Here is a 12,869-nt window from a genome sequence, read left to right on the forward strand (position 1 = left end):
CCGCAACATTTTCCAACAAGGTCAGAATGTTACCGTTGCAAATGCAACCTGGTTATTCCGCCGCCGACAGAACCCCACGCTCGATCTGATCGCGTTCGATGCTTTCGAACAGCGCCTTGAAATTGCCCTCGCCAAAGCCGTCATCGCCCTTGCGCTGGATGAATTCAAAGAAGATCGGACCGATCACGGTTTTCGAGAAAATCTGAAGCAGGATGCGGGTTTCGCCGCCATCCACCACGCCTTCACCGTCGATCAGGATGCCGTGCTTCGCCATCTCCTCCAGCGGTTCTTCATGGCCAATCACGCGGTCGCGCGACATCTCGTAATAGGACATCGGGGGCTTCGGCATGAATTTCAGCCCGCGATCCGCGATGGCATCGGTGGCGGCATAGATATCATCGGTACCAACGGCGATGTGCTGGATGCCCTCGCCGTTATAGCGCTTCAGATATTCGACGATCTGCCCCTTTTCGCCCCGGTCCTCGTTGATCGGGATACGGATGCGACCACAGACCGAGGTCAGCGCGCGGCTGTAGAGGCCGGTGAACTTGCCTTCGATGTCAAAGAAACGGATCTGCTTGAAGCCAAAGATGCGGCCGTAGAAATCGAACCAGACATCCATATTGCCCTTGTGGACGTTGTGGGTCAGGTGATCGAGGTAGTAGAAGCCCACGCCTTTCGGCTGTTCAGGCGTCAGGAAATCGAACTCCGCCCAGGCGCTGCCTTTGCGGTGGCCGTCGATAAAGTAGATCAGCGACCCGCCGATGCCGACAATCGCGGGCACATCCAGCGCCTTGTCGTCGGAGTCATGCGGCCTGGCGCCGCTTTTCACCGCATGGTCATAAGCGTGCTGCGCATCCACCACGCGCCAGCCCATTGAGGGGGCGCAGGGGCCGTGTTCCTCGACAAAGCGGCGGGCGTGACTTCCGGGTTCGTCGTTCAGGATATAGGTGATATCGCCCTGCTGCCACAGCTCAATCGCCTTCTGGCGATGGCGGGCGGTCAGGGTATAGCCCATGCGGCTGAACAGCGCGCGCAATTCCTCGGGTTGTGGATGGGCAAACTCGACGAAGGCAAAGCCCTCGGTTCCGGCCGGGTTTTCAGCCGAAATCACCGCCGGCGGGGCATTGTGCGGAAACGGACCCATCTTATCCTCCTGTTCGTTCGCGTTCCCGCATTATAGCGCGGAGGCTCCGCCGAATTTGCGCGAACTGGAGCGCATGTCTGGACATAAATGCGTAATTCACGCACGTTTAAAGAAAAACATACGGAAAACCCGCCATGCTGGATGAAACCGATTCCCGCCTTCTCGCCGCGCTGCAACGCGACGCCCATCTGACGGCCGAGGCATTGGGCCAGATGCTCAACCTCTCTCCCAGTCAGGCAGGGCGAAGACGGCAGCGGCTGGAGGCCGAGGGCTATATCACCGGCTATACCGCGCGGCTGGACCCGGCCCGCGTCGGTCTGGCGGTGCAGGCTTTCGTGCAGGTGCAGATGGCTGCGCATTCACCCGAGGCCGCGCGCGGCTTCGCCACGCTGATCGCCACCCTGCCCGAGGTGATCTCTGCCTGGACCCTGACCGGAGAGGCGGATTACCTGCTGCGGATCTGGTGCGCCGATCTGCCCGCACTCAATGACCTGATCCACCATCGTCTGCTGCCGCATCCCGCCGTGGCGCGCGTGCAAAGCCAGATCGTCATGGATCAGTTCAAGGCCGATGCACCGTTGCCCGTGCGCACCTGAGACACGGCATGTTACAAGTGCAGCGCAAAAGGTGAGCCAGCGCCCGTTGCCTCTGCCCCGCTGCCACCGGATAGTCGCGCCATGGAAAATCTGCTGCTACAAGCCACCTTCTATCTGGGCGCCGCCGTCCTGATCGTTCCGATTTCGGTACGGCTCGGGCTGGGGTCCGTTCTGGGCTATCTTGCGGCGGGCCTGCTGCTTGGCCCTGCCCTTGGTCTTGCCGGGTCCGAAACCCACGACCTGCAACATTTCACCGAATTCGGTGTGGTGCTGATGCTGTTCCTGATCGGGCTGGAACTGGAGCCGCGCACGCTGTGGGACATGCGGCACAAGTTGCTGGGCCTCGGTGGGCTTCAGGTCACGCTGACCTCGGCTCTGGTCGCGGCCCTGCTGCTGGCGATGGGAGAGCCGTGGCAGATCGCGGCAACGCTGGGCATGTTGTTTTCTTTGTCCTCGACGGCCATCGTGCTGCAATCCATGACCGAAAAGAACCTGCTGCGCACGGCGGGCGGACGCTCCACCTTCGCAGTGCTGCTGTCACAGGACATCGCGGTGGTGCCGATGCTGGCGCTGATCCCGCTGATGGCCCTGCGCAGCCCCGCGCACACGACCGAGGAGGGCGCCGCGCAGCCCATCATGTCGCTGGTCGAGGCGCTGCCCGGCTGGGCGGTCACCGGGCTGACGCTGGGCATCGTTGCGACCATCGTTCTCGTCGGGCATTTCCTGTCGCGCCCGGTTTTCCGCTTCATCCATGCCTCGCACCTGCCCGAGATGGGCACCTTCATCTCGTTGCTCATGGTCATCGGAATTGCCTTCCTGATGATGCTGGTCGGTCTGTCGCCTGCGTTGGGAAGCTTCATCGCCGGTGTCGTGCTGGCCAACTCGGAATTCCGGCACCAGATCGAGGCCGATATCAAACCCTTCAAGGGTATCCTGATGGGCCTGTTCTTCACCACTGTGGGCGTGAACATCGACACCGGCCTCCTGGCGGATCAGCCCTTGCGTATTCTGGCGCTGACCCTGCTTCTGATGCTGGCCAAGACGGCCGTGCTGTTCCTGCTGGCCACATTGTTCCGTCTGCGCGGCCGCGACCGCGTGCTGTTCACGCTGGCGCTGGCGCAAGCGGGCGAGTTCGGCTTTCTGATCGTCAGCTTCGCCTCGACCCAGGCGATCCTGCCGGAAATGGTGGCACAGCGCGCACTGCTGGTCATCAGCCTGTCGATGTTGCTGACCCCGCTGCTGTTCATCCTGCATGACCGGCTGGCGCGCCGCCCCCAGCGCGGTGGCGACCAGCCCGCCGACGAGATCGAGGAGAAAGGCACGGTCATCATCGCCGGGATCGGGCGCTTCGGGCAAGTGGTCAACCGCATGGCCCGCTCCGCAGGGCTGAGCACGGTGGTGCTGGATTCCGATGCAGCGGCCATCGAGCGGCTGCGCCGTTTCGGCATCAAGGGCTATTTCGGTGATCCTTCGCGCCCGGACCTGCTGCAAGCCGCCGGTCTGGCAGAGGCCGAGGTTCTGGTGGTCGCAGTCGACAGCCCGGAAAACGCCACAAGGATCGTGGAGTTCGCTCGTCGGCAAAGGCCCGACCTGCATATCGTTGCCCGCGCCTATGACCGGGTGCATGTCTACGAGCTGTTCCGTGCCGGGGCGAATGACATCCTGCGCGAAACCTTTGACAGTTCGGTCCGCGCAGGGCGCTATGTGCTGGAAAACATGGGCTTCACCGAATACGAGGCCGCGAAGCTGAGCCAGACCTATTACAAGGTTGACCGCGCCGCCCTGCGCGATCTGGCCGAGCTCTGGGTGCCGGGCCAGCCCATCCACCAGAATGAGGCCTATGTCGCCCGCGCCCGGCGGCTGGACGAGGATCTGCGCACGGCGCTGCTGGACGATCAGGACGACATCGCCGCCGACCGCGCCGCGCAATAGGGCGTTCGGGGCAAAGCGACGCCCCGAACCACCGCAGGCTCAGGCGTCGGACACACCGGCTTCGGCGAAGGTCGCCATGCCGGAATGGCAGGCAACTGCACCTTTCAGCACGCCGATGGCCAGCGCCGCCCCAGAACCTTCGCCCAGACGCAGGCCCAGCTCCAGCAGCGGCTGCTTGCCCAGCTTCGACAACAAGGCGCGATGCGCCGCCTCGGCACTCGCATGGCCCGCGATGCAGTGATCCAGCGCGCCTTCCGCCGCCTGCGCCAGCACGGCGGCGGCAGCGGTACAGATGAAGCCGTCAAGGATAACCGGAATACGCGCGTGATGCGCGCACGCGATGGCCCCCGCCATGGCGGCAATCTCGCGCCCGCCAAGGCAGCGCAGCACCTCCAGCGGCTCGCGGTCCGGATTCGTCACCAAGCCCTCGGCCACAACCTGCGTCTTGACCGACAGCCCCTTGTCATCGACGCCGGTGCCCCGCCCGGTCCATTCGCCGGGCGTCCCCCCGAACAGTGCGCAGGCAATGGCGGCGGCCGGGGTTGTATTGCCGATTCCCATCTCGCCCACCACCAGCAGATCGGCAGCCGCATCCACCGCCAGCCAGCCCGCCGCAAGGGCAGAGATCACCTCGGCTTCGGTCATCGCGGCGGTTTGCGTGAAATCGGCGGTCGGGCGATCCAGTTCCAGCGCCAGAACATCCATTGTGGCGCCGAAAGCCTTGGCAAGCTGGTTAATCGCCGCCCCGCCTGCCCGGAAATTCGCCACCATCTGCACCGTCACCTCGGCCGGAAAGGCCGAAACTCCACGGGCTGCGACGCCATGATTACCTGCAAAGACAATGACCTGCGGGTGTTCCAGCCGGGGCCGGGCATCGCCGCGCCAGCCCGCATACCAGATCGCCAGTTCCTCCAGCCGCCCCAGGGCGCCGGGCGGTTTGGTCAATTGCCCGTTGCGGGCCTGCGCTGCCGCGACCGCCGCCGCATCGGTGGCCGGAAGCGCCTGCAACAGGGCGCGAAACTCGGACAGGCTGGAAAACGGCGCAGTCATGGCGCACTCCTCGATTGAACCTCGGCTGCGCCTTGGCTAGCGAGGATCACGGGTGAAAACCATCCCGGAAAGGGCATTGCAATGTATCAGAGCGACCCCGAGACCCTTGCGGCGCGCCTGTGGACCGAGGCGCGCGCCGGGCTGAGCCTGCTCAGCCGCCTGCCCCTGCCCGCCCCCACCCGTTTTCCCAACCCGCCTGCCGTCTGGGCCTGGCCTGTGGCCGGGCTGGTGCTGGGCGGTCTGGCAAGCCTTGGCGCGGCGCTGGGTGGCTGGTTCGGTCTGCCCGCCAGCCTTGCAGCAGCTGTCTTCCTCGGGCTGGGCACGCTGATGACGGGCGCGCTGCACGAGGACGGGCTGGCCGACAGTTGTGACGGGCTCTGGGGCGGCTGGACGCGCGAACGGCGGCTGGAAATCATGAAGGACAGCCATATCGGCAGTTATGGCGTCATGGGGCTGGTGCTGGTGACGCTGGCCCGGTGGAGTGCAGTCACCGCGCTGATCAGCACCGGGGCCTGGGGCGCGATGATCGCCGCCGCCATCCTGTCACGGGCGCCGATGGTGGCCCTGATCAGCTTTTTGCCCAATGCGCGTGGCAGCGGGTTGAGCCAGTCCGTCGGTCGCCCCGATGCCACGGCGGCCCTGCTGGCCATGCTCGTCGCATTCGTTCTGGCGCTGGGGGTGGCCGGGGGCCAGGCCCTGATCATGGCACTTTGGGTCGTGGCCATGACACTCGCGCTGGCCGTTCTGGCCTGGCGCAAGATCGGCGGGCAAACCGGCGATATTCTGGGGGCCAGTCAGCAACTGGGGGAGCTGGCCGCGCTGGCCGCCGCCTGCACACTGCTGTAACGCAAAAGGCCGCGCATCAGCGCGGCCTTTCAACGGATTTCAGGCAGGTCAGGCCGCGCGCGAGGTCAGCACCTGATCAACGGTCTTTTGCGCCTGCGCTTCGTCAACACCGGAAACGGCGGCGACTTCGCGGGTCAGACGCTCCAGCGCGGCTTCATAAAGCTGACGCTCGGAATAGCTTTGTTCGCGCTGGTCATCATTGCGGTGCAGGTCGCGCACCACTTCGGCAATCGACAGCAGATCGCCCGAGTTGATCTTCTGGTCATATTCCTGCGCCCGGCGCGACCACATGGCGCGCTTCACCCGCGCCTTGCCCTTCAGCGTGTCCAGCGCCTTGTTCACCACATCCGGCGTCGAAAGCTGACGCATCCCGATTTCGGTCGCTTTGTGCGTCGGCACACGCAGCGTCATCTTGTCCTTCTCGAACGAGATCACGAAGAGTTCGAGATGGATACCGGCGATTTCCTGCTCTTCGATCGAGATGATCTTGCCGACACCATGGGCCGGGTACACAACAAACTCGTTCGGGCGGAACTCAGGCTTCTTGGTCTTGGTCATTCCAGCGGCTTCCTCATGCGCAGGGCCAACCCGGGCGCAACAAATTCCCCCGCCGGATGCCAGAGCATCGGCAAAATGGGGGAATGTCACATGGATAACCGTCTCAGGCGAGCAGTCCCGAGGCGGAAAGCGGGCAACCGTGCTTTGTTTGTTTCAGAGATATAACACAAAAACGACCTGATTCCAACTGCGACCATACACGCAGCAGGTTCGCCGACGCGCCCAAACGCACAAAAAGGCGCGACCTTACGCCGCGTCACCCCTTCCGTTTGCGAATCGGGGGCCGTCGCCGGATCAGGAGCCTTCGCCCGGATTCGGCGAGAAGTATTTCTCCAGCTTGCCGCTTTCGCCGTCGCGCGCCTCGGCCTCGGGCAGCGGATCGCGCTTCTGGGTGATCACCGGCCAGAGTTCGGCATATTTGCGGTTGAACTCGACCCATTTGTCCATATCCGGCTCGGTATCCGGGCGGATGGCATCCGCCGGGCACTCCGGTTCGCAGACACCGCAGTCGATGCACTCATCGGGGTGAATCACCAGCGTGTTCTCACCCTCGTAGAAGCAATCTACCGGGCAGACCTCGACACAGTCGGTGTATTTGCAGGCGATGCAGTTGTCAGTCACCACATAGGTCATGACTCAAACCCCGGTCAGTCGTTTCTGGGCTGTTGCTCTAGTCCAACGCGCCCGCTCATTCAAGCGACGAAGTGTCATCCCCGGCAGAAGCGTCCTCCGCTCCGGCGGGTTGCGGGTCAAGATCGAGGTAAAGCGTCTGCGCCTCGGTCGCAGGTCCGCGCCGCTGGCCGGGGGCAAGTACCCGGATCAGACGGATGCGGCGGCCCTGCGGGAAGGTGAGCGTGTCGCCCTCCCCCACCTGCTGCCCGGGTTTGAGACAGCGATTGCCATTCAGCCGCAGGTGCCCTTCGGCGATCACGGCACAGGCAAGCGGGCGCGATTTGAAGAATCGCGCCTGCCAGAGCCACTTGTCCAGCCGGATGGTCACACGCGGCGGTGCCGCATCGGCTTTCCGGGCCGCTTCGGAACGGTGTTTGGCCAATCAGACCTTGCCCTTCAGCGCCAGCAATGCCGCAAACGGATTGTCGGGGTCGATGGGCTTTTCAGCCCGGGGCGGACGCGCCTCGTAGGATTTGGGCTTGTGGCCCTGGTCCTTGCCGGGTTTGCCGCCCTTGCGATGCTCGTCACGGCGGCCTTCGGGCTTACCGCCCGGCTTGCCTTCGCGACGCGGCGCATCACCACGCGGACGATCCTCGCGCTTGCCGCCCTCGCGGGCTTCCCGCGGCGCACGTTCAGGACGGTTGCCCTGCGTCTCGCCCGCCTCGCGGCGCGGACCGCGATTGCCCTGCCCCTCGCGGCGCGGACCACGGTTTTCATTCCGCGGACGCGGTGCCCAGGTGAACGTGTAGAACACTTCCATCTCGGGAGCAGCTTCGCCTTCCACCGCCTCGGGGGCCGTGGTGTCCTCGGCAGGTGCGAGAACCGAAACTTCTTCGGGAATCGGCGCCACGCTGCCTTCGGTCACCTGAGCCGGAGCTTCGGCGCGGCGCTGCTTGGCACGTTCGCCCTTTTCGCCCTTGTAGCCCAGACCGCCCATCAGATCCGCGAACTGTTCCAGCGTCATGCCGGTGATCGACAGCATGTCGGGCGTGGCCTCAAACCCCGCACGGCTGTCCTTGGCGCGCAGCAGATCTGCCAGACGCTCCAGCATGTCGATGCGAATGGCACGGGTGCCCGCCGGACGATAGCCGGCCAGCGTATAATGCTCTTTCGGCACATCCGGGATGTTCGGAATGGTCACAAGGCCCGGCGGCGGGCTTTCAGGAAACTCCTGAAGCCCCTTGGCCAACGACCACAGAACCAGACGCAGCCGGGTCGGCGCGGGTTTCAGCAGCAGCGGCAGGAAGATCGTATATTGCCCGAAGCGCACGCCATGCTTGCGCAGCGACGACCGCGCCTCCTGGTCCAGCGCTTTCACATCATCGGCCACGCTTTCGCGGCTGACGATGCCCAGCCCTTCGACCAGACGGAAGGCAAAGCCGCGCGCCAGCCCTTGCAGGCTTTCGTCGCGGTTGAGGTTCGTGAGCGGTTCGAACAGCGCAGCAACCTTGCGGTCGATGAAATGCTGAAGACGACGCTTGACCTTCTCGGTCACCTCCGGCCCGGCCTCTTCGTCAACGAAGGCCTCGACCTGCGGTTTCATCGCATCCGAACCCGCCACCAGCTTGCCGACGGCAGCGCTGCCCCACATGAGGCCACCCTGTTCGGTGAAATCCATCTCGGTATCGGGGGCGTTGTAGAAGCGATCCGCCCGCAGATGGAACTCGGGGCGCAGCGCCTCGTAGGCGGCCTGCCGCATCACCCGCGCCTCTTCACCCGAAGCCGAGGCATCCTGACCGAAGCGGAAACCCTCCAGACGGCCGACGAATTCGCCCTCCACCGTCACTTCACCCTTGTCATTCACCTCAGCCACAAGGCTCTCCTTCTGTTTCAACCGCCGCATCAGGACCGATGTGCGGCGGTCGACAAATCTCTGCGTCAGCCGCGCGTGCAGCGCATCCGACAGGCGGTCTTCTACAGCGCGCGTTTCGTCGCGCCAATGGGATTCATCCTCGACCCACCCTTTGCGCTGCGCAACGTAAGTCCAGGTGCGGATATAGGCCAGACGTTTTGACAGCGCGTCAATATCGCCGTCGCTGCGATCAATGCGCGCAACAGCTTTTTTCAGCCAGTCAGCCGGGATACGCCCATCCTGAAGGAAGCCGAACAGCCGGTGCAGCAGCCCCACATGATCGGAGCCGGTGGTCGAGCGGAAATCGGGGATGCGGCAGACATCCCACAACAATTTCACCGCACGCGGCCCGGCGCGCAGCCGGTCGGCCATGTCGGGCATCTGCGTCAACGCCTTCAGCGCCATCAGATCGTCGGCCTCGCGCGTGCGCATCAGCCATTCATTGCCGGTCGGCGCCTCCAGCGAGGCGATCAGCCGCTCGGCCGAGCCGAAGTCCAGCGCGTCGTTTCGCCACATCAGCTTGCGGACAGGCGCGAAGCGGTGCTCCTCGATGGCGGCGACCAGATCCTCGTCCAGCGGGCTGGCCTCGCCCGTCACGCCAAAAGTGCCTGCCTCCATATGCCGCCCGGCACGACCGGCGATCTGCCCCATCTCATGCGGGAACAGATGCCGCATCCGGCGGCCATCGAACTTGTGGGTTGCAGAAAAGGCGACATGCTTGATGTCGAGGTTCAGCCCCATGCCGATGGCATCGGTGGCGACCAGGTAATCGACCTCGCCATTCTGATAAAGCGCGACCTGCGCGTTCCGGGTGCGCGGCGAAAGCGCGCCCATCACCACTGCACAGCCCCCCTTCTGGCGGCGGATCAGCTCGGCGATGGCATAGACATCATCAACAGAAAACCCGACGATGGCCGAGCGTGGTGGCATCCGGCTTATCTTTTTCGAACCTGTATAGCTGAGCGTCGACAAACGGTCACGCCGCACGAACTGTGTCTGCGGGATCAGCGCGGCAATCGCCGGGCGCATCGAATCGGACCCGAGGAACATCGTCTCCACCAGTCCGCGCGCATTCATCAGCCGGTCGGTGAAGACATGGCCGCGCTCGGGGTCGCCGCAAAGCTGGATCTCGTCGATGGCCAGGAAATCAGCGCCGATGTCCGTCGGCATCGCCTCGACCGTGCAGACCCAGTATTGGGTCCGTTCCGGCACGATGCGTTCCTCGCCGGTGACCAGCGCCACCACCGAAGGCCCGCGCGCCTTGACGATACGGTCATAGACCTCGCGCGCCAGCAGGCGCAGCGGGAAGCCGATGACCCCCGTCCGATGCCCCAGCATCCTTTCAATGGCGTAATGCGTCTTGCCGGTGTTCGTCGGTCCCAGGACCGCCGTGACCCGTCGCTGAAGGACCATAGGTTCGTTGTCTCAGATGCTTTGCCCGGAGGTTTCGGTTTCCAGACGTTTCACTGCTTCCAATACCGCCTGCATATGCGGATGTATAGCAAGAGCCGCCCGATAGACTTCCAGCGCCTGAGGTTTTCGGTCAAGCTGCTCAAGAATCATCCCAAACCCGGCCAGCGCGCCGAAATGGCGCGGGTTCAGCGCCAGAACATGCCGGATGTCACTGACCGACTGCCCGTAGCGACCGGCCAGAAAATAGGCCGTGGCCCGTGCGTTCCAGCCTTCGGCGAAATCGGGCGCATGATCGGTCAGCGCGGTCAGATGGTCGATGGCAGTTTCCGCATCGCCCTGGTCGATGGCCTTGCGCCCGCGTTCCAGCAGCAGATCCATCGAAGCCGAACCGGAACGCGACCAGATCCGCTGGATATCGCTTTCGATGGCACGCGCCCCGGCATCATCCGTCGTCTTCAGATCGGCAAACAGCCGGTCTAGCGTCGCTGCATCCTCGGCAGGCCCCGCCTGCGCCGCAGCGTCACCAAGCGCCAGCGCGAAAACTGCCGCCACGGCAAGATTGAGAAGCGTCAACAGGACTTTCATATCTACACTCTATCCAAGGCACGGGGAAATGCCATAACCCTCGGGTCACATTCCGGGGATGGCACAGCGAGGAGGCAAGAATATGAGCGACGTGATCAATGCAGCGGTCGAGGCCCTGTCAGCCAAAGTATCGGGCTTCGACGGTGTGGCGAAGTTCGTCATTCCGGGGGAAGGCGCCATCATGATCGACGCGACGGGCGTCCACGCGGGCGATGAAGAGGCCGATGTTACCCTGACCGCGAATACCGAGGTGTTTCGCGCCATTCTGGACGGCGAGATGAACCCGACCACCGCCTTCATGACCGGCAAGCTGAAGGTCGACGGCAGCATGGGAATGGCCATGAAACTCGGCTCCGTGCTGAGCTGACCATGACCGCCGCGCCGTTTTACGCCGATATCGCGCAGGGCCCTGAAAGCGGCCGTGCGGTCTGGCTCGCGGCGGGCGATGGCACAAAACTGCGCGTCGCCCATTGGGCACCCTTCGGGGCGGCGCGCGGCACGGTCCTGCTGTTTCAGGGCCGGTCGGAATATGCCGAGAAATATGGGCCTGCCGCCGCCGCACTGACGGATGCGGGCTGGCATGTGCTGGCGCCCGACTGGCGCGGCCAGGGCCTGTCGCAGCGCCGCCACCCCGATCCGATGCTGGGCCATGTCGAGGATTTCGACGAATACCAGCAGGATGTCACGGCGGTGCTGGATTTTGCGCGGGCCGAAGGACTGCCTGAACCCTGGCATCTGCTCAGTCATTCCATGGGTGGCTGCATCGCGTTGCGGGCGCTGTTACGCGGTTTGCCGGTGAAAAGCGCCGTGTTTTCCGCCCCGATGTGGGGCATCCGGCTGTTTCCGACGGTGGAACCCGTTGCCGTCACCCTGTCGCGTGTGCTGCATGAACGCGGGCATGGCCATCTGTTGACCCCCACGACCACACGGCAGACCTATGTTTTGCACGCGAAATTCCGCGGCAACATGCTGACCCGCGATCCCGCGATCTGGAGCTGGATGCGCCAGCAGGCCACGGCCCATCCCGATCTGGCACTTGGCGGCCCGTCGCTGACCTGGCTGCATGCCGCGTTCCGCGAGATGCAGGCGCTGCAAGCCCTGCCCGCCCCCGCCACACCCGCGTTCACCGCGCTTGGCACCTCGGAACGCATCATCAGCCCCCGCGCCGTGCGCCGTCGCATGGCCGCCTGGCCGCAAGGCCGGCTGGAGCTTTTCGCGAAGGCGGAACATGAGGTTATGATGGAGCTGCCAGCCCATCGCGGCCGCTTCCTGGCCGAGACCAGCGCCTTCTTCGCCGCGCAATCCTAGACGGCCGGCGCCTCGGCCAGTTGCACCAGCACCGTCATGGCCGCATTCAGCGGAACCGGAATGCCCAGAAGCCCGGCGCGCCGGACGATCTCGCCATTCAGAAACCCGATCTCCGTCGCACGCCCGCGCGCCATATCCTGCGCGGTCGAGGACATTTGCCCCGCCATCGTCTCGGCAATGCGACGCACATCGTCCTCCAGCCCTTCGGGCAGGGTGATCCCGCTGGCGGCCGCCACCGCCCGGCATTCTGCAACGAGGCCAGAAACCACCCCCTCGGCCCCCGGTGCGGCGAGGATGCGGCCATAGGGCTGCTGGGTCAGCGCAGAAATGGCGTTCCAGGCACAGTTGATGGTCAGCTTGACCCAAAGCGCGGTTTCGGCACCTGCGGAGACTTCGGTCGGAATGCCCGCCGCCGCGAACCACGTGGCCAGTGCCGCACTTTGCGGCGCATCGCCCAGCACCAGATCACCACGTCCGTGGTGGCGCAAATGTCCCGCCGCCGTCATCCCGACCGCGACATAGACCACCGCCGGAATCACAGGCCGCCCCAGAATCGCCGCCAGCCTCTCTGCATTTCCCACGCCGTTCTGAAGGCTCAGCACCACCGCATCGGGCGCCAGATGCGGCGCGATCTGCCGTCCCGCCGCCTCGGTATCCTGAGATTTCACGCAAAAGAGCACAAGTTCAGCCCCGGCTATCGCCCCCGGATCGGTCGCCACCGGCAGGTGCACCACCTCGCGCCCCGTCGCCCGGTCGATGATCAGCCCCTGACCTGCAACAGCGCTGGCCAGCGCGGGACGGCCGATCAGCACAACCTCCTCGCCCGCCTGCGCCAGCATTGCGCCATAATAGCAGCCGACAGCCCCCGCCCCCATCACCGCGATCCGGCCCATTCCTGCCTCCCTGTCCG

Annotated in this window: 13 protein-coding genes; 5 read left to right on the plus strand and 8 right to left on the minus strand. The window is 64.6% G+C overall.

From position 1 onward, the window contains the following. Nucleotides 1-52 precede the first annotated feature (52 nt). On the minus strand, nt 53-1,147 hold the full coding sequence (gene hppD / locus AO684_RS00715; RefSeq protein WP_054300816.1) for a 4-hydroxyphenylpyruvate dioxygenase: 1,095 nt from the start codon (nt 1,145-1,147) through the stop codon (nt 53-55). Nucleotides 1,148-1,281: 134 nt separating this feature from the next. Between hppD and AO684_RS00720 the strand changes: the two genes are divergently transcribed. Both AO684_RS00720 and AO684_RS00725 read left to right on the plus strand, forming a co-directional pair. Continuing rightward, complete coding sequence (locus AO684_RS00720; RefSeq protein WP_054300817.1) at nt 1,282-1,743, plus strand: Lrp/AsnC family transcriptional regulator; 462 nt, start codon at nt 1,282-1,284, stop codon at nt 1,741-1,743. An 81-nt stretch (nt 1,744-1,824) separates the two neighbouring features. Beyond that, nucleotides 1,825-3,675 carry a cation:proton antiporter gene (locus AO684_RS00725; RefSeq protein ID WP_054300818.1) on the plus strand — a complete coding sequence of 617 codons (1,851 nt, stop codon included), beginning with the start codon at nt 1,825-1,827 and terminating at the stop codon, nt 3,673-3,675. Nucleotides 3,676-3,714: 39 nt separating this feature from the next. On the opposite strand, the gene cobT is transcribed toward AO684_RS00725, so the two are convergent. Beyond that, a complete protein-coding gene (gene cobT / locus AO684_RS00730) occupies nt 3,715-4,725 on the minus strand; it encodes a nicotinate-nucleotide--dimethylbenzimidazole phosphoribosyltransferase (RefSeq protein ID WP_054300819.1) in 1,011 nt (336 codons plus the stop codon). Nucleotides 4,726-4,806: 81 nt separating this feature from the next. Between cobT and AO684_RS00735 the strand changes: the two genes are divergently transcribed. Next, nucleotides 4,807-5,571 (plus strand): adenosylcobinamide-GDP ribazoletransferase, encoded by a 765-nt coding sequence (locus tag AO684_RS00735; protein WP_054300820.1) that lies wholly within the window; start codon nt 4,807-4,809, stop codon nt 5,569-5,571. A 48-nt stretch (nt 5,572-5,619) separates the two neighbouring features. Here the strand turns inward: AO684_RS00735 and AO684_RS00740 are convergent, their stop codons facing one another. From AO684_RS00740 to AO684_RS00760, 5 genes are all read right to left on the minus strand, one after another. Continuing rightward, complete coding sequence (locus AO684_RS00740) at nt 5,620-6,129, minus strand: CarD family transcriptional regulator (protein ID WP_054300821.1); 510 nt, start codon at nt 6,127-6,129, stop codon at nt 5,620-5,622. Between the two features lie 294 nt (nt 6,130-6,423). Then, nucleotides 6,424-6,762 carry a ferredoxin FdxA gene (fdxA, locus tag AO684_RS00745; protein WP_054300822.1) on the minus strand — a complete coding sequence of 113 codons (339 nt, stop codon included), beginning with the start codon at nt 6,760-6,762 and terminating at the stop codon, nt 6,424-6,426. 55 nt (nt 6,763-6,817) lie between these two features. Continuing rightward, nucleotides 6,818-7,183 carry an RNA-binding S4 domain-containing protein gene (locus AO684_RS00750; RefSeq protein WP_235451184.1) on the minus strand — a complete coding sequence of 122 codons (366 nt, stop codon included), beginning with the start codon at nt 7,181-7,183 and terminating at the stop codon, nt 6,818-6,820. Beyond that, complete coding sequence (locus tag AO684_RS00755; RefSeq protein ID WP_054300823.1) at nt 7,184-10,066, minus strand: helicase-related protein; 2,883 nt, start codon at nt 10,064-10,066, stop codon at nt 7,184-7,186. 12 nt (nt 10,067-10,078) lie between these two features. Next, entirely contained in the window at nt 10,079-10,651 is a 573-nt protein-coding gene (locus AO684_RS00760; protein ID WP_108128841.1) for a tetratricopeptide repeat protein, read from the minus strand. Between the two features lie 82 nt (nt 10,652-10,733). Between AO684_RS00760 and AO684_RS00765 the strand changes: the two genes are divergently transcribed. Together AO684_RS00765 and AO684_RS00770 are read left to right on the plus strand one after the other, a co-directional pair. Beyond that, nucleotides 10,734-11,018, plus strand: a complete 285-nt coding sequence (locus AO684_RS00765; protein ID WP_054300824.1) for an SCP2 sterol-binding domain-containing protein — start codon at nt 10,734-10,736, stop codon at nt 11,016-11,018. A 2-nt stretch (nt 11,019-11,020) separates the two neighbouring features. Continuing rightward, on the plus strand, nt 11,021-11,959 hold the full coding sequence (locus AO684_RS00770; RefSeq protein ID WP_054300825.1) for an alpha/beta hydrolase: 939 nt from the start codon (nt 11,021-11,023) through the stop codon (nt 11,957-11,959). Here AO684_RS00770 and AO684_RS00775 read toward each other — a convergent pair. Next, nucleotides 11,956-12,852, minus strand: a complete 897-nt coding sequence (locus AO684_RS00775; protein ID WP_054300826.1) for a ketopantoate reductase family protein — start codon at nt 12,850-12,852, stop codon at nt 11,956-11,958. The genes AO684_RS00770 and AO684_RS00775 overlap by 4 nt on opposite strands. Nucleotides 12,853-12,869: the final 17 nt, after the last annotated feature.

Source organism: Gemmobacter sp. LW-1 (genome assembly GCF_001303875.1).
In the GTDB taxonomy this organism is placed as follows: Bacteria; Pseudomonadota; Alphaproteobacteria; order Rhodobacterales; family Rhodobacteraceae; genus Gemmobacter; species Gemmobacter caeni.

Bases quoted from the DNA above. Each gene is read 5' to 3' on its own strand.
- hppD (WP_054300816.1), bottom strand. From the start codon at position 1,147: ATGGGTCCGTTTCCGCACAATGCCCCGCCGGCGGTGATTTCGGCTGAA.
- AO684_RS00720 (WP_054300817.1), top strand. From the start codon at position 1,282: ATGCTGGATGAAACCGATTCCCGCCTTCTCGCCGCGCTGCAACGCGAC.
- AO684_RS00725 (WP_054300818.1), top strand. From the start codon at position 1,825: ATGGAAAATCTGCTGCTACAAGCCACCTTCTATCTGGGCGCCGCCGTC.
- cobT (WP_054300819.1), bottom strand. From the start codon at position 4,725: ATGACTGCGCCGTTTTCCAGCCTGTCCGAGTTTCGCGCCCTGTTGCAG.
- AO684_RS00735 (WP_054300820.1), top strand. From the start codon at position 4,807: ATGTATCAGAGCGACCCCGAGACCCTTGCGGCGCGCCTGTGGACCGAG.
- AO684_RS00740 (WP_054300821.1), bottom strand. From the start codon at position 6,129: ATGACCAAGACCAAGAAGCCTGAGTTCCGCCCGAACGAGTTTGTTGTG.
- fdxA (WP_054300822.1), bottom strand. From the start codon at position 6,762: ATGACCTATGTGGTGACTGACAACTGCATCGCCTGCAAATACACCGAC.
- AO684_RS00755 (WP_054300823.1), bottom strand. From the start codon at position 10,066: ATGGTCCTTCAGCGACGGGTCACGGCGGTCCTGGGACCGACGAACACC.
- AO684_RS00760 (WP_108128841.1), bottom strand. From the start codon at position 10,651: ATGAAAGTCCTGTTGACGCTTCTCAATCTTGCCGTGGCGGCAGTTTTC.
- AO684_RS00765 (WP_054300824.1), top strand. From the start codon at position 10,734: ATGAGCGACGTGATCAATGCAGCGGTCGAGGCCCTGTCAGCCAAAGTA.
- AO684_RS00770 (WP_054300825.1), top strand. From the start codon at position 11,021: ATGACCGCCGCGCCGTTTTACGCCGATATCGCGCAGGGCCCTGAAAGC.
- AO684_RS00775 (WP_054300826.1), bottom strand. From the start codon at position 12,852: ATGGGCCGGATCGCGGTGATGGGGGCGGGGGCTGTCGGCTGCTATTAT.